This window comes from Paenibacillus sp. 2KB_20 (assembly GCF_052115765.1).
GTDB lineage: Bacteria > Bacillota > Bacilli > Paenibacillales > Paenibacillaceae > Paenibacillus_AQ.
In genome coordinates this window covers 451,171-477,854 of the sequence record NZ_JBFRHH010000003.1, presented here as the reverse complement: position 1 = coordinate 477,854, position 26,684 = coordinate 451,171, and the positions used below count along the sequence as shown (strand labels likewise).

The following is a 26,684-nucleotide window of genomic DNA, read 5'->3' as shown; positions in this document are numbered from 1 at the left end:
TATGCGTGTCGTATTAACCGGCGGCGGAACGGGGGGGCATATTTACCCCGCCGTTGCCATTGCAAGACAATGTGAAAAAGAAGATCCGAAAACGGAGTTTTTATATATCGGAGGCCAGCGAGGCCTCGAAAGCAAGCTGGTACCCCAAGAGAAGCTGCCGTTTGAGAGCATCGATATCACGGGGTTCCGGCGCAAGCTGTCGCTGGATAACGTGAAGACGATCATGCGTTTTTTCAAAGGCGTGAAGCGATCGAAGGCCCTCCTGAAGGAGTTTAAACCCGATGTCGTGATCGGTACCGGAGGTTATGTGTGTGGTCCGGTGGTTTATGCAGCGGCCAAGCTCGGAATACCGACCATGATTCATGAGCAGAATGCGATCCCGGGCCTCACCAACCAGTTCCTTAGCCGATATGCGGATACGGTTGCCGTCAGCTTTGAGGGATCGGAGTCCTCTTTTCCTAAAGCAAAAAGAACGGTATATACAGGAAATCCACGTGCGACAACGGTATTATCCGCCAATCGTGAACGTGGATTTGCTACGCTCGGCATTCCGGTGGACAGCCAGGTCGTGCTGATCGTCGGCGGAAGCCGGGGAGCCAAGGCGATCAATAACGCGATGATCGGGATGGCACCGTTCATACAGAAGCTGTCAGGCGTACATTTTGTGTTTGTGACGGGCGATACGTATTTTGAGAACACACGGGAATCCATCTTGTCGCAGCTCGGTACTATGCCGAATCATCTTCATATCGTGCCTTACGTTCATAATATGCCGGAAGTGCTTGCGGCTACTTCGTTGATTGTAAATCGTGCTGGTGCTTCATTCCTGGCGGAGATTACATCGCTGGGCATTCCATCTGTACTTATACCTTCACCTAACGTCACCAATAACCATCAGGAGGCGAATGCGAGGCAATTGGAGGAAGCGGGCGCATCCAGCATGATTCTTGAAAAGGATTTGACGGCTGAAACGCTGTTTCGAAAGCTTGAGGAGATCATGACCAGTCGCTCTACCAGAGAGGCGATGTCCGCGGCTTCGAAAAAGCTCGGCAAACCGGATTCGGCTACCGTCATGGTTCAAGAAATCCGCCGGTTAACCGGTAAACGCTAAAACGGCTGGGCGATTGTCACACACCTATGGAGCCTGACATAAGATACTCTATAATCGTGACACACCCATGAGGCCGGCATTACTGACAGCGGCCATCTCTTCATCTAGTTGAAGGAATGGCCTTTTGGTTTTGAAAGTCAAGGGGAGGTTTATTTAAATGCAGCAGTGGAAATCGCTACTATCAGAGGCCAATGTCGGAACCGTATTATGGAATGAACCGCTGGCAAAATACACGACGTGGAAAATAGGCGGACCAGCCGATTGCCTGATTATTCCTGAGAACAAGGAACAGCTCAGGGAACTGGTCACTCTTCTCCATGCCCATCACATACCTTGGACACAACTGGGTCGCGGTTCAAACATGTTGGTTGCCGATAAAGGCATTCGGGGAGCGGTCATCAAGCTGGGCCAGGGATTTGAGGAGCTTCATTTTGAGGGAGAGACGGTAACTGCAGGCGGCAGTCTGTCTTTTGTCAAGCTCAGTGTTCTGGCCGGAAAAGAAGGATTATCCGGTCTTGAATTTGCCGGAGGCATTCCTGGATCGGTCGGAGGGGCCGTCTACATGAATGCAGGTGCCCATGGGTCAGATGTGTCACGCATATTCAAGTCCGCTGACATTGTACTGGAAACAGGGGAATTGGTTACGTATGCTGCGAAAGATATGGCGTTTGATTACCGACACTCCATTCTGCATGAACGAAAAGGGATTGTGACTGAAGCGGTATTTGGGCTCCGACAAGGAGACCGCAAAGAAATTTCAGCTGTTATGGCCTCCTACAAGGACCGTCGCCGGCGTACACAGCCGCTCCAATCCGCAACGGCAGGCAGTGTGTTTCGCAACCCGCCCGGCGACCATGCCGCGAGGTTGATCGAGGCTGCCGGTCTTAAGGGCCTACGGATCGGGGGAGCAGAAGTTTCTTTACAGCATGCCAATTTCATTGAGAACACCGGTCAAGCGACAGCAGAGGACGTGCTTGCTTTGATGGAACGCATCAAGGAAACCATCTCGGAAAAGAACGGAATTCATATGGTGCCTGAGGTGTACGTTCTGGGCGAGCGGTAAACTCGGAGGTGATACATTGGACAAATTGGTGATTGAGGGTGGAAGGCCCCTATCAGGAACCATTCGTATCCATGGCGCAAAAAATGCAGCTTTACCTATTCTAGCGGCAAGTCTTCTGGCAGAAGGAACGGTAAGATTAAGCAATGTCCCGCATCTGCTGGATATTGAAGTGATGCTCAGCATTCTCAGCCGTCTTGGCTCCAAATGCAAGCATGAGCTGGAGACGGTTACCGTGGATACCTCGTCTGCCAATTCGTTTCATGTCCCGGAAGATTTAATGAAGCAGATGCGATCCTCCATCTTTTTGATGGGACCTCTGCTGGCCCGTTTTGGTGAAGTGACGATCTATCAGCCCGGAGGCTGCGCGATCGGAGAACGTAAGATCGACCTCCATCTTCAGGGATTGCAGGCGCTTGGTGCGGAAATCGAGGAGAGTAACGATAAGATCCATTGCAGGGCAAGCCGGCTGGTCGGGACTGATATTCATCTGGATTTTGCCAGCGTAGGGGCAACGGAGAATATCATGATGGCAGCAGCAACGGCGCTTGGCACAACGGTGCTCACCAATGCCGCCAGAGAGCCTGAAATTCAGGACCTTCAGCATTTCCTGAACAAGATGGGAGCGAACATTATCGGCGCAGGAACGGATACCATCACGATCCATGGCGTGGAGCGTCTGGAGCCTTGCGAGTACGAGATCATACCGGACCGGATCGTAGCCGGCACCGTCATGATCGCAGCGGCCGTCACCCGCGGTAGTGTAACGCTTACAAAGACCAATCCATCTCATTTAACTTCCCTTATACATGTGCTAAAGCGCGCCGGTGTTCAAACCAGTATATGCAATGATATAATAAACATAAGCTGTATGAGCCGACCTAAAGCGGTGGAACGTATTGTGACTTCACCGTATCCTTCGTTCCCGACTGATTTGCAATCCCAGGTCATGGTCTTGCTGTCCTTGGCGGACGGATTTAGCGTAATGAAAGAGACGGTATTCGAAGGACGGTTCAAGCATGTGGAGGAACTCTCCCGTATGGGGGCGGACATTTCCACGGATCTGAACTATGCATTTATACGCGGTGTTCAGAGAATTTATGGAGCTACGGTGGAGGCAACCGATCTTCGGGCTGGAGCGGCGCTCGTCATCGCCGGTTTGGCCGCGCAGGGAACAACCGTGGTGGAGCAAGTTCACCATATTGATCGCGGTTATGATCGTATTGAAAACATGTTCCAAGGTTTAGGCGCTCGGATCTATCGTCAATCTCCGGTGCCAAAACCGCTTGATTTAGCCAATTGAGGTCCTGTGCTTCCCCTCCGGAAAAGGAGGGGATAACAGGTCTTTATGGAGAGAGTGGATATGTCCAAGACACATATGCCTGTCCTTAAGCAGGACAAGCCCAAACCGAAAACAGCCAAAAAAATCATAGGGATACTTTTGCTGCTATTCGTAGCCCTGTTGACGATTCTATTTTTCCGGTCGTCAGTCAGCCAAGTTACCGAGATTCATTTTACAGGCAATACGTTTAATACAAATGAGCAGCTTATCAAGCAAAGCGGACTCCACATCGGAGACCAGTACTTTGGCGTTGAGCCGAAAGATGTGCAGGAACGCCTGATGAAGCTGGGAACGATTAAGTCGGCTGAAGTGGTCAAGAGCTTTCCGGGCGAAGTCAGCATCGTGGTGACGGAGCATCCTACGGTGGCCTACGAGTTGTCCGAAAGCGGGGAACTTCAAGCCATATTGGCCAGCGGCACCTCAGTTCCTGTTACAGCGAGCGGTATTGCCGTTGAGAAGCCGATTTTGACCAATTGGGCTCCAGACGATCCCAACAAGGCCGAGCTTAGCGAGGTGCTTGCGGAGATTTCGGGCAGCCTGACCTCCGATATCTCGGAAATCATGCCGTCTCCGACGTTATCTTTTCCGGATCGGATCAAGATGTATACACGTTCCAAGTTCGAAGTCATCACTTCGGTTTCCTTGCTCCGTGACAAAGTAGAGTACCTGAACCAGGTGACCGAAATGGAGCGGCCGGGTATGATTACGATGCTGGAAGCGGACTCTTATGTGCCGTTTGTAGAAGAAGTTGGAGAAGACGCGGAAGAAGGGCAATAACCCCCTACTCAGGGATTGGAATAAATGGTACAATTGAATGTATTGACAACTTGTTTCGGCTCTTCTTTTTTGAATGACTTTTACGGCCTGTTATAGCAAATGTTGGCAGTAAAAAAAATGTTGAAAAAAGAGGGAAAGACCTGCGAGTGTTGAATAAGTAGAAATGTATTCTTTATTATCAAAATTAATTTGCTAAAAACAGGAGGTGCCAGGGCTTGAGCAACAATGACATCATTGTTAGTTTGGACATCGGTACATCCAAAGTTCGTGCTATTATTGGGGAAGTTAATAATGGAACCTTTAATATTATTGGAGTTGGATCTGCCGACTCGGAGGGAATTCGCAAAGGTGCAATTGTAGATATCGACCAGACCGTACAATCCATTCGCAGCGCTGTTGATCATGCGGAGCGTATGGTCGGTATTCAAATATCCGAAGTATATGTCGGCATTTCTGGAAATCATATCGGACTTCAATCCAGCCATGGAGTTGTGGCAGTATCGAACGAGGATCGCGAAATTGGTGAAGAGGACATCGACCGCGTGCTGAAAGCAGCGGAAGTCGTGGCGCTTCCTCCGGATCGTGAAATTATCGATGTGGTTGCTAAACAGTTTGTAGTTGACGGTTTGGAAGGAATCTCTGATCCGCGAGGAATGATCGGCGTAAGACTGGAAGTTGAAGCGACGATTATTACTGGCGCCAAAACGGCAATACATAACCTGTTACGTTGTGTGGAGAAATCAGGCCTGAAAGTAAAGGATCTGGTGCTGATTCCGCTTGGTGCCGGACAGCTATCCTTGTCCAAGGACGAGAAAACGATGGGTTCGGTGCTGGTTGACGTCGGGGCGGGCTCAACCACGTTGGCTGTGTTCGAGGGAGGCAGTATTGCCGCAACTTCGACGCTCCCGGTTGGTGGAGATTTCGTTACGAATGATATCGCTTATGGCCTGCGAACGCTAACGGATCAAGCAGAGAAGGTTAAGCTGAAGTACGGATGCGCGCTGATCGAGAGTGCCGCACACGAAGTAACGTTTAAAGTAACGAGAATTGGAAGCAATGTGGACAAGGAGTTCACCCAAGAAGATCTGGCAGCTATCATAGAACCTCGCGTTCAGGAAATTTTCCAATTGGTGCGCCAAGAAATTAAGCGCTTGGGTTACAGTGAGCTTCCTGGCGGTTATATACTTACTGGGGGCACTATGTCCATGCCTGGTGTGCTGCAGGTGGCACAAAATGAGCTGGCGACTTCCGTACGGATTGCGGTTCCTGATTTCATCGGTGTTCGTGATCCGGGATACTGCAGCGGAGTCGGCATCCTCCATAATGCAATCCGGAATGTACGTGTACGCAATACAGGAGGAAGCAACAACAGCAGCGGAAATAGCAAGAAACCGGTGAACCGCGCTAAGCAGCAAAATCCTGTCGCAGCAACTCAGGAGACCAGCCAGAAGCCGGGATTTATTGAACGCTTGAAAAAGATGTTCAGCGAGTTTATATAGCGGATTCATTCGACTGTGGACGTGCCATCCACGCACATTGAGGGGGAGATGGATTAGATGTTGGAATTTGATTTTGAAATGGAGAGCTTAGCTCAAATAAAAGTAATCGGAGTAGGTGGCGGCGGAAGCAACGCCGTTAACCGAATGATTGAGAATGGTGTGCAGGGTGTTGAATTTATTACAGTCAATACGGATGCTCAGGCACTCCACCTTGCCAAATCAGAACATAAACTGCAAATCGGGGATAAGCTGACTCGCGGTCTTGGTGCCGGCGCCAATCCTGACGTAGGCAAGAAGGCTGCGGAAGAATCCCGCGATTTGATCATGAACACCCTAAAGGGTGCCGATATGGTATTCGTTACGGCCGGTATGGGTGGCGGAACCGGAACGGGTGCTGCACCTGTCATTGCTGAAATCGCAAAGGAATGCGGCGCACTGACCGTAGGCGTGGTGACTCGACCGTTTACCTTCGAAGGCCGCAAGCGTGCTTCCCAAGCGGAGCTTGGCATTGAAGCATTGAAAGAGAAAGTGGATACACTGATCGTCATTCCGAATGATCGCTTGCTGGAGATCGTGGATAAGAAGACACCGATGCTGGAAGCGTTCCGAGAAGCTGATAACGTATTGCGCCAGGCCGTTCAGGGCATTTCTGATCTGATCCAAGTGCCGGGTCTGATCAACCTTGACTTTGCCGACGTGAAAACGATCATGACAGAACGTGGCTCAGCTCTTATGGGTATTGGAGAAGCTACCGGTGAGAACCGTGCTTCTGAAGCTGCCCGCAAGGCGATCATGAGCCCACTGCTGGAAACCTCTATCGAAGGTGCGCGTGGTGTGATCATGAACATTACGGGAGGAACCAATCTCTCCTTGTATGAAGTAAATGAAGCGGCCGAGATCGTAACTTCAGCTTCCGATCCGGAAGTGAACATGATCTTCGGTGCGATTATTGAGGAAAACATGAAGGATGAAATCAAAGTAACGGTTATCGCTACCGGCTTTGAAGGCAAGCCTGCTCCAATCCCTCCTGGACGTCGTCCTGTGCCTCAAGAGGAACAGCAACAACAAAAGCAGTCAGCAACGGACAAGAGTAATGTGAATCTGAAGCCATTTGGCAACCAGAACAGCAATGATCAGCTTGATATTCCCACTTTCCTTCGCAATCGTTCCCGCAATAATGATTAATATAAATAAGCCTGGGCTTCGTCATCATGATGAAGACAGGCTTATTTTTGTATTCAAACCTCGTTCTCTTCCTTTTGTTTCATTTGTAGGATCATACAGCTAATGCTGTCACACTTTCACGAATAAGAACCCGCCAATGGGTAAATACCGTAGAATTTAAGGATATTCCCCAAGCTTTCCTTCCAAGATAGAGATTGCTGATAACGCCAAGTGGCTGCTCTTGGTTCGGGTCTTTTAAAAACTGCCCTTCATCGACAAAAAAAGTCTATAAACCGCCCACAGGTTTAGACAGACTTTGAATTCTATTCTTCTTATACTAGTAACATCTCCCATTGCCCAGCAAACAACAGAAGGATAACCGAAGTGATTCTTCGACTAGGCAGGTGAACAACCTGGTTGTTTATATTGATCTCATATTTTTGGCAAACCTCGTCATTGACGGCATTTTGCTGGCTTTGACCGCCTGGATGCGCAGGGTTCGGCCAAGGTGGTGGAGACTTGCATTATCCTCTGTGGTAGGCGCACTGTATGTCGTCATGATGTTTGTCCCGCAGCTGTCATTTTTGTTTACCTTTCTCATCAAATTTGGACTTTCGTTGATCATGTTATGGATAGCTTTCGGCTTTGCAAGTTTACAGAGTTATCTGCGGAATTTGGGAGCATTTTATATGGTGAATTTTGCCGCGGCCGGAGGCATTATCGGTGTTCATTACTTGGTCCAAAATTCGGGAGAATTGTTCAGCGGGATATGGTATACGACGTCGGGAGGGCTATCGTTTGAATTGAAGGTGGGATTCTGGTTTGCGTGCATTACCTTTTTTGTAGTTGTATTCGCGTTTAAAGCGGTTCAGACCACGAAACGTAAAACCGAGAACCGGGAAGCCTTATTGGGAGAGGTGTCCGTATGGATCGGCAGCGCCAAAATATGCTGTGTGGGGCTTCTGGATACAGGTAACCAATTGAGTGATCCCTTAACGCGTACGCCGGTTATGGTGATGGAAGCAGCACTGTGGGAAGCTCACCTGCCCCAGGGATGGAGTAAACAGTTGATGGAGGGGGAACCGGACAAATTAATCATGGGGCTGGCGGCAGAGGAATTTGAATGGCAAGACCGTCTGCGGCTTGTTCCGTATCGCGGTGTTAACCGGGGGGCTGCCTTCATGCTCGCGCTAAAGCCCGACATGGTACGGATCGAACTAGGAGGATTTGAATATTCGGCATCCAAAGTGTTGATTGGTCTTGATGGCGGGACGCTTTCGGGTGACAGGGCATACAGGGCCATCATACATCCGGCGTTGACGGAAGGAGAAGGTACCCCGAAGATGAATGGACATTCTACCGAAATGGGCGCTTCATCGCTCAATGGAGGAACCGGTCCGGAATCAGGTGAAGCCGAGAATGCAGGATGATAACGGTGAAGCCATTTTCAGCTCACATGCTGCCGTCCTTGCAGCGAACCGCATGGATAAGTCTTTGAAAACCTTTATGACATTTCCAATGCATGCCGAACTAGAAGAATGAAAATTACGCTATGAAGTCAGTTATCCCTACGGGAAAACGTTTAGGAGGATAAGAGATGCCCGTTAAATGGAGATTAGCATTGCAGCTGCAGTATTATCGCGTACTTTTTTTGCTAGGCCTGAAGAGTCAGGAAATCTACTATATCGGAGGAAGCGAGGCGCTCCCGCCGCCGCTTACAAAAGAGGAAGAGGAGTTCTTGCTCAAGAAGCTGCCTACAGGCGATGCGGCCACCCGTGCCATGCTTATCGAACGTAACCTGCGTCTGGTTGTTTACATTGCCCGCAAGTTCGAGAACACCGGCATTAACATCGAGGATTTGGTATCGATTGGTGCCATCGGTTTGATTAAAGCGGTGAATACGTTTGACCCGGAGAAAAAAATCAAGTTGGCTACATACGCCTCGCGCTGCATTGAGAACGAAATTTTGATGTATTTGCGCCGGAATAACAAAACCCGCAGCGAGGTTTCTTTTGACGAACCGCTGAATATCGATTGGGACGGCAATGAATTGCTCCTGTCCGACGTATTGGGTACTGAGAATGACACCATTTACCGTAACATCGAGGAGCAGGTCGACCGGAAGCTGCTGCAAAAAGCACTCGATAAATTAAGCGACCGGGAACGCATGATTATGGAGCTTCGTTTTGGCCTTCAGGACGGCGAGGAAAAGACGCAAAAAGACGTGGCAGATCTGCTTGGAATCTCACAATCCTACATTTCCCGATTGGAGAAGAGAATTATAAAGAGGCTCCGCAAAGAATTCAACAAGATGGTGTAACTGGAAATCGTAAGGAATAAAATAGCCCCCCTCGGAGATAATGTACAGTAATGTTTCTCCTTGGGAGGTTAGTCATCATGACGCGAAACAAAGTTGAAATTTGTGGTGTGGATACGTCAAAACTGCCTGTTCTGACGAATGTGGAAATGAGGGAACTGTTTCATAATCTGCAGCAGAACAATGAACGATCGGCTCGAGAAAAACTGGTGAACGGCAACCTGAGACTGGTGCTCAGTGTCATCCAAAGGTTTAACAATCGGGGAGAGTTTGTTGATGATCTGTTTCAGGTAGGCTGCATCGGATTGATGAAAGCCATTGACAATTTTGATTTATCGCAAAATGTTAAATTTTCCACGTATGCCGTACCGATGATTATCGGAGAAATACGTCGGTACTTAAGGGACAATAACCCGATTCGCGTCTCCCGATCACTGCGTGATATTGCTTACAAGGCGCTTCAGGTCAGGGATCAGCTGACAAATGCGAACTCGCGTGAACCGACGATTTTTGAAATTTCCGAAGCGCTGAACGTGCCCAAGGAAGACGTTGTTTTTGCACTTGATGCTATTCAGGATCCCGTTTCGCTGTTTGAGCCGATTTATCATGATGGTGGCGATCCGATATATGTGATGGATCAAATCAGTGATGATAAGAACAAAGATGTGTCCTGGATTGAGGAAATAGCCCTCCGGGAAGCGATGCACAAGCTCGGACAACGCGAGAAAATGATTTTATCCATGCGCTTTTATGAAGGCAAGACCCAGATGGAAGTTGCGGATGAAATCGGCATCTCCCAAGCTCAAGTGTCCCGCCTGGAGAAGTCAGCGATCAAGCAGATGCAGAAACACGTCAAAACGTAAGTAGACCAGCCATCAATCGAACAGATAACGATCCCGTTCATGGGATCGTTTTTTTAATTTTAAATAAGCTATTTTACCCAATCGGCTCATATATTGAACAGAGGGATATGGAATGAAAACGGATGGACGGCTAACCTTCAAATACATCTAAGGTGTGATGTGCATGATACCTGATAATCAAATGGTGGGGAAAAAGATGAAAATTTCCGATTTTCAAACGAAGGATGTTATTAATATCATTGATGGCAAGCGGCTCGGACAGATCAGCGATCTGGAGCTGGACTTGCGGCAGGGCCGGATTGAAGCGATTGTGGTGCCTAGCTACGGTAAATTTATGGGGCTGTTCGGCGGCGGGAGCGACTTGATTATTCCGTGGCGAAATATCGTCAAGATTGGCTCGGATGTCGTCCTTGTCAAAATGGAGGAATTGCGAAGAACGCCCGATGATCCGGAATCGGTGGAATACCTTGAACGACCGGACCGGCGATCCTTCTAAACAGACAGATGGGTTAATGTGTCTCCGGCGTAGGTTTTCTGTTACACTGGTCATAGAGGTGGGATGCTCATGGAACCGTTTGTTAGGCAAGATCAGCAGACACCGAGTCTGTTTGTGCTCGAAAAATGGAGTGGGGGATCGGGAAGCGCCGCACTCACGGCCGGTTTTACAGGCCGGCATGGCGGCGTTAGCCAGGCCCCCTATGATAGTTTGAATTTAGCCTTTCATGTCGGAGACGAGCCGGGTGACATTGTAGAGAACCGGAAACGGACCGCTGCGGCGCTTGGCTTTTCTCTGGAAGACTGGACTTGCGGTGAACAGGTCCATGATGTTCAGATTGGCGTGGTTCATGATAAGGACAGGGGCAGAGGGAGCTTGGACCGAGCCTCGGCTTTTCAAGACACGGATGGACTTGTAACCAATGTTCCCGGCGTTTTATTGACGTCCTTCTACGCGGACTGCGTGCCGCTGTATTTCTGGGATTCGGTTACGGGTGCTGTTGGTTTGGCACACGCCGGGTGGAAGGGGACCGTGGGAAGCATCGCTGAGAATATGGTCGACAGGATGGCTGTGGAATACGGAAGTTTGCCTCAGCACATTCACGCAGCGATTGGTCCATCCATAGGCGAGTGCTGTTACGAGGTAGATGATCGGGTCATGGATCGTGTCCGTGATATTGGAATCGGGGAGTTTATATCCGAGGAAGTTACAAATTCAGCTGTTTATATCGACAAGGGACACGGGAAATACATGCTGAACTTGAAAGAAATAAACAGACACATTATGATTAAAGCAGGAATATTGGCGGAACATATCGAATGTACATCATGGTGTACAAGCTGCAATCACGATCTGTTCTTCTCCTATCGTAAAGATGGAGGGACGACGGGTCGTATGGCGAGTTGGATCGGGATGAGAAAGAGGTGAGTCGTCCCTTGAGTTTGAAGGAACGTATCGATCAAGTGGAACAGCGAATAACGGAGGCTTGCGCAAGAAGTGGCAGGGACCGAAATGATGTAAATATCATTGCGGTTACTAAATATGTCTCCTTGGATATGACAGCTTCGGTACTGGATCAGGGTCTGCAGCATATTGGCGAGAATCGCTGGCAGGATGCCCAGGCGAAGTGGGAAGCTCTTGGAGATCGCGGCACATGGCATTTCATCGGCCATCTTCAGACCAATAAGGTCCGGGATGTCATTGATAAATTTCAATATATTCATTCGCTCGACCGCTTGTCCTTGGCCCATGAGCTGGAGAAGAGGGCTGCTGCGCTGAATCTGCAGGTATCCGCCTTTATGCAGGTCAATATCTCGGGTGAGGAATCCAAGTATGGCTTGCCTCCTGAGCAAGCAGCCGAGTTTTTGAAGGAAATCAACAGTCTTTCACACGTAAAGGTGACCGGACTCATGACCATGGCTCCATACGAATCGTCGGCGGAGCAGACGCGTCCTGTATTTCGTGGTTTAAGACAACTAAGAGATGAGCTGAACAAGCAGGCGCTTACGGCGGAGCCATTGACTGAATTGTCCATGGGCATGTCCAATGACTTTGAAGTAGCCATAGAGGAAGGGGCGACCTGGGTGCGTCTCGGCTCGATTTTAGTAGGGAAAGAGGAGGATTGACGATGGGCGTGATGAACCGGTTTATGAATTTCTTGGGACTGCAAGAGGAAGAAGAAGTTGTGGAACGCGAGGTTCTGGCCTCGCAGGAAGAGCCGGTGGAGGCAACGCCGTTTGATCATCGGAAGAACCAAAAGAGCGGCAATATCGTTAGCATTCATTCACAGAAGAACGTTAAGGTGGTATTAGTGGAGCCTCGTTCATATGATGAAGCACAGGAGATTGCAGATCATCTGCGCTCCTTCCGAACCGTTGTGGTCAATCTGCAGCGTGTGAGGAATGATCAAGCGCTGCGCATTATCGATTTTCTAAGCGGAACCGTGTATGCGCTTAGCGGCGGAATTTCAAAGGTGGGCGGGAACATCTTCCTATGCACGCCGGACACCGTGGAGATCCAAGGTTCAATCTCGGAGATTCTAGCGGACGAGCATGAATATAACAGAATGAGGTGATTTAGGCTTTGACCTACGAAATTTACAGTATAGTCGGAACACTGTTCCAAATTTATTTTTATATGATCTTGGTCTACGTTTTAATGTCATGGCTTCCGAACGTGAGAGAAAGCTTTATCGGTGAGCTGCTTGGCAAGTTAGTGGAGCCGTATCTATCACCTTTTCGCCGCTTCATTCCGCCGATCATGGGTATGATCGATATTTCCCCGATCGTCGCACTGTTTGTGCTTCAACTGGCACAGCGCGGCGTGTACGCTATTCTCGGATATTTCCTGTAAGCAGGTGAATCAGTGATGAGACTGGACATCTATGATCATTTTCACAAGGATGAACGGGAATTTGTGGACCGGGCTTGGGAGTGGGTTGTCAATGCCGGACAATACCATGAAGCAAAACTGACGGATTTCCTGGACCCTCGGCAGCGATTCATTCTGGAATCGCTTGTGAATCGTCATCCGGATGTGCATGCTATGTTTGATGGTGGACATGCTGATGCAGAACGCGCGCGAGCGTTGATCGCTCCGGATTACCGAGCGCTTGAAGGCGAGGATTTCAAGATGAAGGTGCTCAGCATCTCTTCCGGAGATCAGAAGTTTCTGGAGCTGGAGCATGGCGATTATATGGGTTCGATATTGGGTCTTGGCATTAAAAGATCGAAGATCGGTGACATCCATGTGCTCGCGGACGGCTGCCATGCGGTCGTTGCCGACGACATTAGCGCGTTCCTCCATCTGAATCTCAGCCAGGTCCACCGGGTGCATGTGATGACGGAACTGCTGCCGCTGGACAAGCTTCAGGTTGCCCGCACGAATTTTGAAACGATGGACATTACGGTATCTTCCATGAGACTCGACGGGATCGCCAGTGATGCATACCGCATCAGCCGTACGAAAATCGTGGTGCCGATCAAGGCTGGCCGATGCCGCGTGAACTGGAAAGTGGAAGAGGATCCCTCAACGAATTTAAAAGAAGGCGATGTCGTTTCCATCCAAGGATTTGGGCGGTTTAAAGTTTTGGAGACAGGAAGCCTGACGAAAAAAGGGCGGTACCGTATCAAGGTTGGGAAATATGCCTGACCTTTGAAGGAATTGCCGTTTTTTTGTCGAATGAGTACAAAGTGTCATTCAAAATTACAATGGATTTACCGATAAATCGTAAATGACCGCTATTGTCTTCACGGACGGGTGGTTTGGCTAACACAGCGGATGAACCGTCCTGTAAGGCCCATATATTTAGGAGGTGCACACCATGCCATTGACGCCGCTTGATATACATAACAAGGAATTTGCCCGTCGAATTCGGGGTTATGATGAGGACGAGGTCAACGAGTTTTTGGATCAGATTATTAAGGATTATGAAAGTGTGATCCGGGAGAACAAAGAGTTGGGTAACCAGCTTATGACGATGCAAGAAAGACTGGATCATTTTTCGAATATTGAGGAAACCTTGTCTAAGACCATCATTGTCGCTCAGGAGGCGGCGGATGAGCTGAAGAACAACGCGAAGAAGGAAGCTCAGCTGATCATAAAGGAATCCGAGAAGAATGCGGACCGGATCATTAACGATGCGCTAGGTAAATCCCGCAAAATCGCGCTTGAGGTTGAAGAGCTGAAGAAGCAGGCTTCCATCTACCGCACCCGCTTCCGTTCCTTGGTTGAGGCGCAGCTGGAACTTTTGAAACAAGAAGGCTGGGAGACGCTGGAGAACCGTGAACCGAGTCTTGAACCTAAAGAGGTATACTAGGCGGGTATCCAGTTGACTTTTCTCGCGAAAGAGTCTATAACTAATAACATATTGTTGATTTATACAAGAATTCGTTGATGGGAATAGTACGCGAAGGATCTGTCCCTCAGAGAGCCGGCGGTTGCTGAAAGCCCGGCGTTCAGACCAAGCAGAAGATCATCCCGGAGAAGTGAAGCTGAAGCGTTTAACCGCGTGCGTAAGCTGAACCGTCAGCCGAACGTTACATCGGACCTTGCCTATTACATACAGGCATGGACATTGAGGTGTCGCTTGCGCAGGCTTTTTAGCGAAAAGTCGGTTAAGCGAAATTAGGGTGGTAACGCGAGAACAGGTTCTCGTCCCTTGGGGGATGAGGCCTTTTTTTATTTTCACAGAAGATTTACGAAAAAGGGCGAGTTCAAAATCGGACTTTTTGAACAACCTCGAAAAAGAGTGAAAGGAAGATCTGCATGAACAAAGTAGATGTCAAGGAGAAGGCGCGGGCAAGAGAACTGCGCATCTTAAACAAATGGAACGAGGAGAATACGTTCAAGAAATCAATCGAGCTGCGGGCCGGCAAGCCGAACTATGTATTCTACGAAGGTCCCCCAACCGCAAACGGCGCGCCCCATATCGGTCATGTGCTCGGCCGGGTTATCAAGGATTTTGTGGGCCGTTATCAGACGATGAAAGGCTTCCATGTCGTTCGGAAAGCGGGCTGGGATACGCACGGACTTCCGGTGGAGCTTGGCGTAGAGAAGCAGCTTGGCATTTCCGGCAAGCAGGAGATCGAGAATTATGGCGTTGAAGCTTTTATCAAAAAGTGTAAATCCAGCGTATTTGAATATGAGCATAAATGGCGCGAGCTGACTGAAGCGATCGCTTATTGGACCGATCTGGATCATCCGTACATCACGCTCGAGAACAACTATATCGAGAGCGTATGGAACATTTTGGCGACGATTCATGATAAAGGCCTTCTGTATCGTGGTCACCGCGTAAGCCCATACTGCCCTTGCTGTCAGACCACGCTCAGCTCCCACGAAGTGGCTCAGGGTTATGAGGATGTTAAAGACCTTAGTGCAACGGCGAAGTTTAAGCTGCATGACAGCGGAGAGTATGTACTGGCATGGACGACGACGCCTTGGACGCTTCCGTCCCACGTAGCGCTGGCCGTTAATCCGGATATGGATTATGCCCGCGTCGAGCAGGAGGATGGCATCTATATCGTGGCTAAGAATCTGGTAGAGGATGTCATGAAGGGCGACTTTACCGTTCTATCGACGCTGAAAGGTTCTGAACTGGTCGGCAAGACTTACGATCCTCCGTTCCCGTATGTACAAGCGGAGAAAGCAAATCTCATCGTCGGCGCATCCTTTGTTACCGATGCAAGCGGTACGGGGATTGTACACATGGCGCCTGCACACGGTGAAGATGACTATCGCGTGTGCCGCGAGAATGGCATCAGCTTCGTGAGTGTCGTGAACGGCCAAGGCCGTTACACCGATGAAGTGACGGATTTTGCCGGACGCTTTGTCAAGGATTGCGATCTGGACATTGTGAAGGCATTGTCTGAAAAAGGACTGCTGTACAGCAAGGAGAAATACGAGCACAGCTATCCATTCTGCTGGCGCTGTAAGTCCCCGCTGCTCTATTATGCAATGGAGAGCTGGTTTATCGAAACGACAGCGGTTAAGGATCAACTAATCGCGAACAACAATGAGGTAACCTGGTATCCGGGCCATGTGCGCGACGGCCGCTTCGGCAAATTCCTTGAAGATCTGGTCGATTGGAACATCAGCCGGAACCGTTATTGGGGAACGCCGCTCAATGTATGGGTCTGCGATTCTTGTGAAGGACAATTCTCGCCGCACAGCATTGCGGAGCTTCGCGCCAACGCGGTAGGTGAGGTAGCGGAGGATCTGGAGCTGCATAAACCTTATGTGGATGAAGTGAAAGTGAAATGCCCTCACTGTGAAGGCGGCGTGATGGAGCGGACCTCGGAAGTCATCGACGTATGGTTTGACAGCGGATCGATGCCGTATGCGCAATACCATTATCCGTTCGAGGACAAGGAGAAATTCGAACAGCAGTATCCTGCCGATATGATCTGCGAAGGGATTGACCAGACGCGCGGCTGGTTCTACAGCTTGCTCGCCGTATCGACGCTCTTCACGGGTAAAGCGCCTTATAAAGCGGTTATGGCCACAGGTCATATTCTTGATGAGAACGGACAGAAGATGTCCAAATCCAAAGGCAACGTCATCGATCCTTGGGAAATCATCGAAGAGTACGGCACGGATGCGTTCCGTTGGGCGCTGCTGGCTGACAGTGCGCCATGGAACAGCAAACGCTTCTCGAAGGGAATTGTTGGCGAAGCCAAATCCAAGGTTGTGGATACGCTGGTCAATACTCATGCATTCCTGACGCTGTATGCCGGTATTGACGGCTATGATCCGAAGGAACATGACTTCAAGGGATCGGACCATAAGCTGGACCGCTGGATTCTGTCCCGCCTGAACAGCTTAATTCAAGTGGTTGACAAGGGATTGGCTGTGAATGATTTCCTGAATGCGGCAAAAGCAATTGAAGCTTATGTGGATGAGCTGAGCAACTGGTATATCCGCCGTTCGCGTGACCGTTTCTGGGGCAGCGGACTCGGAGAAGATAAGCTGGCGGCTTATGGAACGCTTACACATGTGCTGCTGACCCTCTCCAAGCTGATGGCTCCATTCACGCCGATGCTGTCTGAAGACATTTTCGTGAATTTGGGCGGAGGAGAAAGCGTGCATCTGGCCGACTTCCCGCAATCCTACGAAGCATTGATCGACAAGGCGCTTGAGCAGGACATGGAGACGGCAAGACAGATCGTAGAGCTCGCGCGCAACGTCCGCAACGAGACAGGGATCAAAACGCGTCAGCCGCTGTCTGAGCTGATTGTGTCGATGGATCGTGAGTTTGATCTCTCCGGTTATCAAGACATCATCAAGGATGAGATTAATGTCAAAGTGATTGAGGTGGAGACCAGCGATAGTGGTTTCGTCGATTTTACACTCAAAATGAACCTGAAGGTCGCAGGCAAGAAATACGGTAAAAATATCGGTTTCCTGCAAGGGTTCCTGAAAGGCATGAGCAGTGACGAGACCCGCAAGGTGGTGCAAACGGGCGGCGTGAACGTTACTTCGCCGGAAGGTGAAGAATTACAGATCACGTCCGAAGAGCTGCTGGTGGAGAAGAAGGCGAAGGAAGGTTTCGCATCTGCTTCAGGTTATGGTTTAACCGTGGCGCTCAATACGGACATCACGCCAGAGCTGGAGCAAGAAGGCTGGGTTCGCGAAGTCGTGCGTGCCGTACAGGATACGCGGAAGAAGCTGGACCTTCCGATCGAGAAGCGGGTCAATCTGACCCTGGATACAGATGATGAGCTTAAAGTTGCGATCACTGCATTTGAAGATGTGCTGCGCGAGAATGTCCTGGTTAACGAATTGCAATTCGGACAAAGCGAAGGCATGGAGCGGGTTGAGCTTGGTAGCAAAACCATTGGCATCCAAATCGCATAAGTAATAAATTGGTTATACAACACTGCCCTTATCTACAAGGGGCAGTGTTTTTTCGTGTTCAAAAAAGTATCGGTTTTCGACAGGTGATTCTCACGAACGAATGGGATTCTTCCAATTGATGCATAATAATCAGCGAAATCAAAAGTAATGATAAACAGACTGCGAGCACACATGGTGATGTAGCTGCTCTTGATCTCATTTATTTGATGTCGATTAGTTTAGGCAAAGGGGCGGTGGACATGGCAGAGAAACCGGAAGCTGGGGTGTCAACTGAACAAAAAAAGCCGTTGGAGGATGAGCGGGACCAATTGAGCGCTATACACCGCATGACCACGGACATTGCAGAGCAGCTGGAGAAGGCCCGAATCGCTGAATACACCCAGCTGCTGAACCGCCCATGGAAATTGATATGGACCAATCTGCTGGCCGGGTCGGCCCGGGGTGTGGGAATCGCGATTGGCTTTACCTTTTTTGCGGCGACCATTATATACGCCCTGCAGGCGCTTGGCGCGTTGAACTTGCCAATTATCGGCGACTACATTGCGGATATTGTTCGGATCGTTCAGCGTCAGCTTGAACTAACGTGAGTTTGTATGTAATGCCCGGCAGCACTGCATCCAATTTTATGCTGCCGGTCATAAAAGTTATTTAGCTGAATGATTCATCATCAGGGTCGGCATGGGGATCCAGCAGGTAACTTCCTTCGCCCCGGTTTAGGTAATCGACATATTGCGGACTTCGAACGATAAACACTTCGGAGCCATCGATATTGGTTGCAACGAAATTTTCATACACTTCAACAAATCCGCCTTGATCATCGCCATTCTCGATATCCATCTCGTTATAGCTGTCAATTTCGTTGCCTTCCGCCAGAGCAGGGGAATTGGAGCTACCCCAGCTTTCGACGATCTGCCAGGCGTCCTCGCCGTCAAACGCAGCATACTCGTGCTCATCCATACTGGATTTTCCAAAAGCGGGAGCAAGGACTTCCTCCTCAACCGGACGATCACGGGAGACTCGTTCACGAGGCGTGTCTTTTATACAATATTGCGTATCCGGGAGAACCTCCAACCGCTCGTACGGAATCGGCTGGCCGCAGGTAAGGCACACGCCGTAACGGCCATGATGAATCGCTTCAAGCGAAAAAATAACTCGCTGCAGCTCCTGATCCACCCTATCCTGAAGGGCGAGGTCTTTTCCTCTTTCAAACATCTCGCTTGCCAAGTCCCCAGGGTGATTATCAATATGGGACAGCTCGCCGGTCATATCTCGCTCCGATTCCCCCAGCCCATGTTGGTCGTTATATACCATGCGCCGTTCAAGCTCAACCTTTCGATCCATCAGCTTTTGTTGCAAATTATTGAGTTGCTCCTGAGTTAGATGCGACATGTCAGGCTCCTTTCATGGTCCGAAGTTGACCTTCTGGTTCATATGTATAGAGTGCACCCATTGAGATGGTTTTACTGACGGAAAATGTTCTCGCCACTGGACAGGAATGGACGGTTTCTGAGCCGCTGTGCTACAATAAGACGAGTTACTGACCGATCAGCGAAGTGATCGCAAGATTGGAGAAGACAAGAACGGAGTGACATAAACAAGTGGTGTATTATTTGATTGCATTTGTTTTATTTCTTATCGATCAGGGAACCAAGTACTTGATTGCCTCGAAGCTGGAGCTTTATGAACAGATCCCTGTGATCGGAGACTTCTTCCTGATTACCTCGAGCCGAAACCGGGGAGCCGCGTTTGGCATACTGCAGGATCAATTATGGTTCTTCATAGTGGTGACGCTAATCGTTGTGGGCGGGATTGTCTGGTACCTGCGGAAGGTATCGAAAGAAGGACGTAAGCTGCTGCCTACGGCTCTTGCGCTTGTACTTGGCGGGGCAATTGGGAACTTCATCGATCGGTTGGTGATGGGAGAGGTTGTCGATTTCCTGCAATTTAATTTTGGCAGCTACACATTCCCGATTTTTAATATTGCCGATTCTTGTATTGTCATCGGTGTAGGATTGATCATATTGGATACGCTTCTGGAAGGAAGACGCGAGAAGATACAGACAACAAGTGAAGTTTCTGGCACAGAAGGGAATGAATAATGTTGCAAGACGGTATGGATACAGATACGGAATGGACAGGCGAAACAGGGCACGAATCCGAAACCTATGAGTGGACGGTAGATGCAGAATCTGCCAAAACCCGTATAGATAAATACATAACAGAGAACCTCGGTGAGAATGTTTCACGCTCCCAGGTGCAGTTATGGATTACCGATGGACATGTCATCGTTAATGAAGGTCCGGTTAAGTCTAATTACAAAGTGAGTCAGGGTGACCGCATCCTGCTGAAGGTTCCTGAGCCATCGGCAGTAGAGATTATTCCGGAGGACATCCCGTTAGAGATCGCGTTTGAAGATGCAGACGTCATTGTTGTGAACAAGCCAAGAGGGATGGTTGTTCATCCGGCTCCTGGTCATTCCTCGGGCACTCTTGTGAACGCATTAATGTTTCACTGCAAGGATTTGTCAGGCATTAACGGTGAACTCCGGCCTGGCATCGTGCATCGGATTGATAAAGATACAACTGGTCTTATTATGGCAGCGAAGAATGATAAAGCTCATGCTTCTCTTGCGGCTCAGTTGAAGGATCACAGCGTGAACCGTCGTTATCTGGCTTTGGTTCATGGCAATATGAGTCATGATCAAGGGACCGTTGACGCGCCAATCGGGCGGGATGCACATGATCGTAAATTGTATACGGTCACGGACCGGAACAGCAAGCATGCGGTAACCCATTTTACCGTCATAGAACGCTTCGGCGATTACACTCTTCTTGAACTGAAGCTGGAGACAGGGCGTACGCATCAAATCCGCGTGCATATGAAGTATATCGGCCATCCTCTCGTGGGGGATCCCGTATACGGCAAGAGCAAGGGCATAAAATTGGACGGCCAAGCCCTTCACGCAGCCGTTTTGGGTTTTGTCCATCCTTCGAGTGGTGAGTATATGGAGTATTCGGCGCCGATGCCGAATGATATGGAAGAACTTTTGACGATTCTAAGGGGCCGCTAGCGGTTCCTTTTTGCATTTATCTGTTTTGGGGTCACCGCAAAGTATTTGGAGTAAGCATCGAAGTATAAGCTCCACTTTGTGGGGCTATTTTTCTTGCCATTCCATCCCGGGATATGTTATAGTGACGATAACTTTTGATGAAGGAGGTGAGCAGGATGAATATCGAGATGGTTAACAACCGTATTAGCCAGCTGCCTTTAGCTATGGCTGGCATTGTTCATGCATTTCTCTACAACGGGAGAGGTCTGTCCAATTTTACAAATACGGTTTGTACCATCGCGAGAAGTCACCTGCCTGCCTGCACGGATTAAGCCTATTTAGGCTTACAACTCTTGAAGGGTCCGCGGAGCTTGCTCTGTGGGCCCTTTTTGCGTTTGCAGTCCGGGTCTTCTCCCTAATCTATACGCTCTTCGAACAGGTTGAATGTTCGCAGCATACAGGAGGAAACCTAGAATGAATATAATCAATGTACAGAAAATGACGCAATACCACGGTGCTCATCTGGTACTGGACCAGATATCGTTTGAAATACAGGAAGGCGAGAAGGTTGCGCTTATTGGAAGGAACGGCAGCGGGAAGTCGACGCTGATGCGCCTGCTTGCCGGTTTGGATCAGCCAAACGAAGGGCAGCTGGCTATAAAGAAGGGGGCAAAAATCGGATATTTAGAGCAGATTCCGAGCCATATGGATACCTGGACGGTGCTGGATGTATTGTCACAGGGGTTGAGTCACTTGAAGGATTACCGAGCGGAAATGACGGAGCTTGAGGAGAAAATGAGTGACCCAGACATTGCTGGAAATGCGGAACTGCTCGATCGAGTGCTGCGGAAATACTCATCACTTCAAGAGCGGTTTGAAACAGAGGGGGGTTATGAGCTGGAAGCGAGCATCGACAAAATCGCTACCGGGCTGCAAATACCCAAGAGCGAGTACGGACTGGCCTTTGGCTCGTTGTCCGGTGGAGAACAAACCCGTGTCGCGCTGGCATCGCAGCTGATCGTACAGCCGGATTTGCTCTTGCTTGATGAACCGACCAACCATCTGGATTTGGCACGTACGGAATGGCTGGAGGAATTCTTACGCGAATATCCGGGAACCTGCGTCTTAATCTCCCACGACCGATATTTTCTGGATCGGGTCGTGTCCAAAACGATTGAGCTTGAAGATGGTGAAGCTTTTACTGCCTATGGTGGCTACACCGCGTTCATGAAAGATAAGGAAGAGCGTTTGCTGCAGCAGTTTGCAGACTATCAGGAGCAGCAGAAAGTAATCAAGAAGATGAAGGAATCCATCAAGCAACTTGAAGAGTTCGGCCGGATTGGCGGCAATGAGAAGTTTTTCAAGCGCGCGGCTTCCATGAGGCGGGCGCTGGAGCGGATGGAGCGGGTAAAGAGGCCCGTGCTGGAACGAAGACAGGCTGATTTTGAACTGAATCCTCAGGATCGTTCCGGTCGCCGCGTGGCATACTTTGAGCAAGTTGAGGTTTCTTATGGGAATCAGGCGGTGCTGAGGGGAGCATCTGGTCTAATCGAATTTGGCGAGAAAATTGCGCTGATGGGCTCGAACGGTAGCGGGAAAACAACGCTGTTCAAAGTGCTGTTGCGCGAGCTTACGCCTGATTCCGGTTCGCTTGAATGGGGTTCGCGTGTCGATGTAGGCTACCTCGCTCAGCAGGAGGAACCGGACAATCCGAAGGAAACGGTGCTTCAATATTTCCGGGAGAAGGCTGGAGTAGAAGAGGGAGAAGCTCGAGGAATATTGGCAAGGTATCTGTTCTATGGTGCGGCCGTGTTCAGATCGGTGGGGCAGTTGTCCGGAGGGGAATGGACACGATTGAGACTAGCGCTGCTAATCCATCAGAAGCCGAACCTGCTGCTTCTGGATGAACCCACGAACCATCTGGATATTGCCTCCCGTGAAGCATTGGAGGACGCACTGCAGGATTATGCGGGGACCGTTCTTGCCATTTCCCATGACCGTTATTTCGTGAATCAAGTGTCTCGCAAAGTGTGGGATTTGAATCAAGGGAAGCTGACTGTCTATCATGGGAATTATGATGATTTCCGAGCTAAGAAAGAACAGCTTGAAGCGGCATTGATAGGAAGGGAGCTATCAGCGGGGAGTGAAGGTATTACCAAACAGAAGGTGGCGCAGCAGCCCCAAGCGAAGGATAGCCCTGCTCCGCTTTCCAAACGCGTAAACGCGGATCGCTCTTCCGCCGTAAGGTCCAAATGGTTGGAGGAGGAAATTGCTCGTATAGAGTTCCGCATCCGGCAGCTTGACGACTGGCTCGAGACGGAAGGCGATGATTTACACGAGGATACAGATCTGTCGCTGCTCGAGCAGCGCTGGAACGAGCGGGAATTGCTATCCACGAGTCGTGACGAGCTCCTTGCGGAATGGCTGGAGCTGACTTAAGCTCCGCCCAGCCGAAAAAGTACAAATCATTTGATATATAATGCATGGCTCCAGTTGTGATTTTCCTGCATATTTAGGATGAGTATGAAAGCATGAGTAGGAGATGAATACAAATCATGAGTATGGATAAATATCAGGAAACGTACATTCAACAGAGCTTCGCCAACCGGATCGGCGGTGCTAGTTATGGCAAAGATACAGCCATTTATAAATTCGAGAAGATCAAAAGAGCGAAGGCAGCTGCGAAGCAGGAACACCCTGGCACGGAGCTGATCGATATGGGAGTTGGCGAGCCGGATGAGATGGCGGATGCAGGCATCGTGGCGAAGCTGGCAGAAGAAGCGGCAAAGCGGGAAAACCGCGGTTATGCGGATAACGGAATTCCGGAGTTCAAGGAAGCGGCTGTTCGCTACTTGAAGAATGTATTTGGTGTTGAAGGCATTGATGCCGCTACAGAAGTTCTGCACTCCATTGGTTCCAAGCCGGCACTGGCCATGCTGCCGTCCTGCTTCATTAATCCTGGGGACATCACCATCATGACGGTTCCCGGATATCCTGTACTCGGCACGCATACCAAGTACTTGGGCGGCGAAGTTTACAATGTGGAGCTGAAAAAAGAGAATGGATTTCTGCCGGATCTCAACTCGATCCCTGAGGACATTGCGCGCCGTGCCAAACTGCTCTACCTGAACTATCCGAACAACCCGACGGGTGCCAGCGCAACGGCCGAGTTTTTCACCGAGGTTGTCGAGTGGGCCCGCAAGTATGGCGTTGTTGTTGTCCATGACGCTCCTTATGCAGCGCTCACTTACGATGGCTTGAAACCCCTCAGCTTTCTCTCCGTCCCCGGCGCGAAAGATGTTGGGGTAGAGCTTCACTCCCTGTCCAAATCTTATAACATGACAGGATGGCGCATTGGTTTCATCTCCGGTAACCCGCTAGTGGTTAAAGCCTTTGGTGATGTGAAGGACAACAACGATTCCGGACAATTCATAGCCATTCAAAAAGCTGCCGCATACGGTCTGGACAATCCGCAAATTACGGAGAAGATTGCTGAGAAGTATTCCCGTCGCCACAACATGCTGGTAGACGTGTTGAACGGACTTGGTTTTACGGCCGAGAAGCCGAAGGGTTCCTTCTTCCTCTACGTTGAGGCTCCAAAAGGCGTTAAAGGCGGACGCCGTTTTGAATCCGGCGAAGATTTCTCACAATATCTGATTCGCGAGAAATTGATCTCCACCGTACCATGGGATGATGCGGGACACTTCGTACGCTTCTCCGTAACCTTTATTGCTGATGGCGAGGAAGAAGAGAAACGCGTCATTTCCGAAATTCGCAGAAGACTTAGCGATGTAGAATTTGAATTCTAATGAACACCATATAAACTCCGCTTGGCACACGACATTACTCGACATGATTGCTGTTGACATCTCCTGTAGGGTCTGTCATAATGGGATCAATCGAATAGCACCTTTAAATCAGTCCCGTGAGGCTGGCAAGGTAACGTGAACCGAGGTTCATTAACAGGAGGCATGGCTCTGTCTGCGGATAGATGCTGCGCTTTCGACACTATCTCTATGAGATCAACTCCTTGTCCAGCCGGGCAAGGAGCTTTTTTGTGTGTAATGAACTCACGGATCGTCTGAACTAAAGAGGGCTAATCAAACGTTTAGAAGGAGGATTTAAGGATGAGCAACGAACAGCATGTGATTATGGACGAGACGGCCATCCGCCGCGCACTAACGAGAATTGCCCATGAAATATTGGAAAAGAATAAAGGGATCGAGGACTGTGTCCTGGTCGGCATTCGCACACGCGGCGTGTTCCTGGCTCAGCGAATCGCTGAGCGAATGAGTGAGATTGAAGGTACGCCGATTCCATGGGGAGAGATCGACGTGACTTCCTACCGCGATGACCGTGACAGTAAAGAAGCCACTGCAGAACGGGTAGAAGGAGCCAAGCGCAGTCTGGAACACCTGAATATTCATGACAAGAAAGTCATTTTATTCGATGACGTGCTGTACACGGGACGGACGATTCGGGCTGCGATGGATGCCCTGATGGACTGCGGGCGGCCTAGAATGATACAGCTGGCGGTTCTGGCAGATCGCGGACATCGCGAACTGCCCATCCGACCGGATTATATCGGTAAGAACGTTCCTACCTCCAAACATGAGGAGATTACGGTTGCATTAACCGAATTCGACGGCAAGGACGAAGTGACCATTAGCCAAAGAGAGGAACGATAATCATGACAACAGCCATTTCATTGAAAGAACGTAGCCTCTTAGGTTTGAAGGATATTAGCAGAGACGAGATTGGATCGATCCTGAGTCGGGCGTCATATTGGGAAGCACAGTCCGAGAAAGTGGTGCCGGTACTTAAATCGAAATTTGCGGTTAATATGTTCTTCGAGAACAGCACCAGAACGAGATTTTCGTTTGAAATGGCTGAGAAAAGACTCGGCGCCGAGGTCATGAACTTTGCAGCGGCAGCCTCCAGCGTCGAGAAGGGCGAGTCCATCTACGATACCGTAAGAACACTGGAATCCATGGGGATCGATGCCGGCGTCATCCGGCTGAAACCCTCCGGAGTGCTTCAGGAGCTTGGGGAGCGGATCTCGATCCCGCTAGTCAATGCGGGTGATGGCAACAACGAGCATCCTACCCAGGCGCTGCTCGATCTGTATACGATGAAGAAAAGCTTCGGAGAGCTTAAAGGATTGACGGTATCCATTATCGGAGACATCAAGCATAGCCGGGTTGCGCGTTCGGACCTGTGGGCACTGCAGAAGTTCGGAGCCCATGTGCAATTCTGCGCACCGGAAACGATGCAGGCTCCAGAGCTAGCTCAGTATGCGCCCTATGTATCAATGGAGAAGGCACTAAAGGCAGATGTGGTGATGATGCTGAGGGTTCAGCTGGAACGCCATAGCGAAGGTGCATTCAAATCCAGCGCGGAATACCGGCAGCAGTATGGTTTGACGGAAGAACGGGCGGCCAAGCTGTCAGAGCACACGATGATTATGCACCCGGCACCGGTGAATCGCAATGTTGAAATCGACGATGCGGTCGTGGAAAGTCCTAAATCGATGATATTCAAGCAGATGGCGAACGGAGTGCCCATTCGCATGGCAGTTATGGAACGGGCGATGGGCTGATTCGAAAACGTGATATACGGTGTATAGAATGAATATGCGCTAATATTTATA

27 protein-coding genes and 1 other annotated feature are annotated in these 26,684 nt (G+C 49.7%); of the genes, 26 read left to right on the top strand and 1 reads right to left on the bottom strand.

What is annotated here, in order from left to right; translation table 11 throughout:
• Window position 1 precedes the first annotated feature (1 nt).
• The 19 genes from murG to AB4124_RS11505 all read left to right on the top strand — a co-directional run bounded on the left by murG (window position 2) and on the right by AB4124_RS11505 (window position 18,572).
• Window positions 2-1,111: an undecaprenyldiphospho-muramoylpentapeptide beta-N-acetylglucosaminyltransferase gene (gene murG / locus AB4124_RS11595; RefSeq protein WP_076320638.1), complete on the top strand. Its 1,110-nt coding sequence runs from the start codon at window positions 2-4 to the stop codon at window positions 1,109-1,111.
• Window positions 1,112-1,268: 157 nt separating this feature from the next.
• The gene (gene murB, locus AB4124_RS11590) at window positions 1,269-2,174 is read left to right on the top strand and encodes a UDP-N-acetylmuramate dehydrogenase (RefSeq protein ID WP_076320639.1); all 906 of its coding nucleotides are present in this window, start codon (window positions 1,269-1,271) and stop codon (window positions 2,172-2,174) included.
• 16 nt (window positions 2,175-2,190) lie between these two features.
• A complete protein-coding gene (gene murA / locus AB4124_RS11585) occupies window positions 2,191-3,474 on the top strand; it encodes a UDP-N-acetylglucosamine 1-carboxyvinyltransferase (RefSeq protein ID WP_071222989.1) in 1,284 nt (427 codons plus the stop codon).
• A 60-nt stretch (window positions 3,475-3,534) separates the two neighbouring features.
• Entirely contained in the window at window positions 3,535-4,290 is a 756-nt protein-coding gene (locus AB4124_RS11580) for a cell division protein FtsQ/DivIB (RefSeq protein WP_339271948.1), read from the top strand.
• A gap of 215 nt (window positions 4,291-4,505) precedes the next feature.
• A complete protein-coding gene (ftsA, locus tag AB4124_RS11575) occupies window positions 4,506-5,789 on the top strand; it encodes a cell division protein FtsA (RefSeq protein WP_076320641.1) in 1,284 nt (427 codons plus the stop codon).
• Between the two features lie 57 nt (window positions 5,790-5,846).
• Window positions 5,847-6,974, top strand: coding sequence for a cell division protein FtsZ (gene ftsZ / locus AB4124_RS11570; RefSeq protein ID WP_441972919.1), 1,128 nt, complete (start codon window positions 5,847-5,849; stop codon window positions 6,972-6,974).
• 392 nt (window positions 6,975-7,366) lie between these two features.
• Window positions 7,367-8,383, top strand: a complete 1,017-nt coding sequence (spoIIGA, locus tag AB4124_RS11565) for a sigma-E processing peptidase SpoIIGA (protein WP_430113144.1) — start codon at window positions 7,367-7,369, stop codon at window positions 8,381-8,383.
• On the top strand, window positions 8,373-8,495 hold the full coding sequence (locus AB4124_RS11560; RefSeq protein WP_441972917.1) for a hypothetical protein: 123 nt from the start codon (window positions 8,373-8,375) through the stop codon (window positions 8,493-8,495). The genes spoIIGA and AB4124_RS11560 overlap by 11 nt, the downstream gene beginning before the upstream one ends.
• A 55-nt stretch (window positions 8,496-8,550) precedes the next feature.
• Window positions 8,551-9,273 (top strand): RNA polymerase sporulation sigma factor SigE, encoded by a 723-nt coding sequence (sigE, locus tag AB4124_RS11555; protein WP_071222992.1) that lies wholly within the window; start codon window positions 8,551-8,553, stop codon window positions 9,271-9,273.
• Window positions 9,274-9,350: 77 nt separating this feature from the next.
• Window positions 9,351-10,133, top strand: a complete 783-nt coding sequence (sigG, locus tag AB4124_RS11550) for an RNA polymerase sporulation sigma factor SigG (protein WP_006209087.1) — start codon at window positions 9,351-9,353, stop codon at window positions 10,131-10,133.
• Window positions 10,134-10,329: 196 nt separating this feature from the next.
• Window positions 10,330-10,629 carry a YlmC/YmxH family sporulation protein gene (locus AB4124_RS11545; RefSeq protein ID WP_243390607.1) on the top strand — a complete coding sequence of 100 codons (300 nt, stop codon included), beginning with the start codon at window positions 10,330-10,332 and terminating at the stop codon, window positions 10,627-10,629.
• Window positions 10,630-10,698: 69 nt separating this feature from the next.
• A complete protein-coding gene (pgeF, locus tag AB4124_RS11540) occupies window positions 10,699-11,556 on the top strand; it encodes a peptidoglycan editing factor PgeF (RefSeq protein ID WP_430112740.1) in 858 nt (285 codons plus the stop codon).
• 8 nt (window positions 11,557-11,564) lie between these two features.
• Window positions 11,565-12,254, top strand: a complete 690-nt coding sequence (locus AB4124_RS11535; protein WP_339271950.1) for a YggS family pyridoxal phosphate-dependent enzyme — start codon at window positions 11,565-11,567, stop codon at window positions 12,252-12,254.
• Between the two features lie 2 nt (window positions 12,255-12,256).
• Entirely contained in the window at window positions 12,257-12,703 is a 447-nt protein-coding gene (locus AB4124_RS11530; RefSeq protein WP_009589651.1) for a cell division protein SepF, read from the top strand.
• Window positions 12,704-12,711: 8 nt separating this feature from the next.
• Window positions 12,712-12,981: a YggT family protein gene (locus AB4124_RS11525; RefSeq protein ID WP_076320646.1), complete on the top strand. Its 270-nt coding sequence runs from the start codon at window positions 12,712-12,714 to the stop codon at window positions 12,979-12,981.
• Between the two features lie 15 nt (window positions 12,982-12,996).
• Window positions 12,997-13,779, top strand: coding sequence for a YlmH family RNA-binding protein (locus AB4124_RS11520; protein WP_339292861.1), 783 nt, complete (start codon window positions 12,997-12,999; stop codon window positions 13,777-13,779).
• A gap of 172 nt (window positions 13,780-13,951) precedes the next feature.
• Window positions 13,952-14,446 carry a DivIVA domain-containing protein gene (locus AB4124_RS11515; protein WP_076320648.1) on the top strand — a complete coding sequence of 165 codons (495 nt, stop codon included), beginning with the start codon at window positions 13,952-13,954 and terminating at the stop codon, window positions 14,444-14,446.
• Between the two features lie 65 nt (window positions 14,447-14,511).
• Window positions 14,512-14,792: a binding site (T-box leader), on the top strand.
• A gap of 103 nt (window positions 14,793-14,895) precedes the next feature.
• Window positions 14,896-17,985, top strand: coding sequence for an isoleucine--tRNA ligase (gene ileS / locus AB4124_RS11510; protein ID WP_441972912.1), 3,090 nt, complete (start codon window positions 14,896-14,898; stop codon window positions 17,983-17,985).
• Between the two features lie 239 nt (window positions 17,986-18,224).
• Complete coding sequence (locus tag AB4124_RS11505; RefSeq protein ID WP_430113145.1) at window positions 18,225-18,572, top strand: DUF5665 domain-containing protein; 348 nt, start codon at window positions 18,225-18,227, stop codon at window positions 18,570-18,572.
• 61 nt (window positions 18,573-18,633) lie between these two features.
• On the opposite strand, the gene AB4124_RS11500 is transcribed toward AB4124_RS11505, so the two are convergent.
• Complete coding sequence (locus AB4124_RS11500) at window positions 18,634-19,374, bottom strand: TraR/DksA C4-type zinc finger protein (RefSeq protein ID WP_430112747.1); 741 nt, start codon at window positions 19,372-19,374, stop codon at window positions 18,634-18,636.
• A 209-nt stretch (window positions 19,375-19,583) separates the two neighbouring features.
• Between AB4124_RS11500 and lspA the strand changes: the two genes are divergently transcribed.
• From lspA to AB4124_RS11465, 7 genes are all read left to right on the top strand, one after another.
• Window positions 19,584-20,084, top strand: a complete 501-nt coding sequence (lspA, locus tag AB4124_RS11495; RefSeq protein WP_076320652.1) for a signal peptidase II — start codon at window positions 19,584-19,586, stop codon at window positions 20,082-20,084.
• The gene (locus AB4124_RS11490; protein ID WP_076320653.1) at window positions 20,084-21,055 is read left to right on the top strand and encodes an RluA family pseudouridine synthase; all 972 of its coding nucleotides are present in this window, start codon (window positions 20,084-20,086) and stop codon (window positions 21,053-21,055) included. Before lspA ends, AB4124_RS11490 begins: the two co-directional genes overlap by 1 nt.
• A gap of 155 nt (window positions 21,056-21,210) precedes the next feature.
• Window positions 21,211-21,366, top strand: a complete 156-nt coding sequence (locus tag AB4124_RS11485) for a hypothetical protein (protein WP_179090564.1) — start codon at window positions 21,211-21,213, stop codon at window positions 21,364-21,366.
• Between the two features lie 142 nt (window positions 21,367-21,508).
• The gene (gene abc-f, locus AB4124_RS11480; protein ID WP_441972908.1) at window positions 21,509-23,473 is read left to right on the top strand and encodes a ribosomal protection-like ABC-F family protein; all 1,965 of its coding nucleotides are present in this window, start codon (window positions 21,509-21,511) and stop codon (window positions 23,471-23,473) included.
• A 116-nt stretch (window positions 23,474-23,589) separates the two neighbouring features.
• Window positions 23,590-24,843, top strand: a complete 1,254-nt coding sequence (locus AB4124_RS11475; RefSeq protein WP_441972906.1) for an LL-diaminopimelate aminotransferase — start codon at window positions 23,590-23,592, stop codon at window positions 24,841-24,843.
• A 318-nt stretch (window positions 24,844-25,161) separates the two neighbouring features.
• The gene (pyrR, locus tag AB4124_RS11470; RefSeq protein ID WP_076320656.1) at window positions 25,162-25,722 is read left to right on the top strand and encodes a bifunctional pyr operon transcriptional regulator/uracil phosphoribosyltransferase PyrR; all 561 of its coding nucleotides are present in this window, start codon (window positions 25,162-25,164) and stop codon (window positions 25,720-25,722) included.
• On the top strand, window positions 25,722-26,633 hold the full coding sequence (locus AB4124_RS11465; protein ID WP_179090579.1) for an aspartate carbamoyltransferase catalytic subunit: 912 nt from the start codon (window positions 25,722-25,724) through the stop codon (window positions 26,631-26,633). The genes pyrR and AB4124_RS11465 overlap by 1 nt, the downstream gene beginning before the upstream one ends.
• Window positions 26,634-26,684 lie beyond the last annotated feature (51 nt).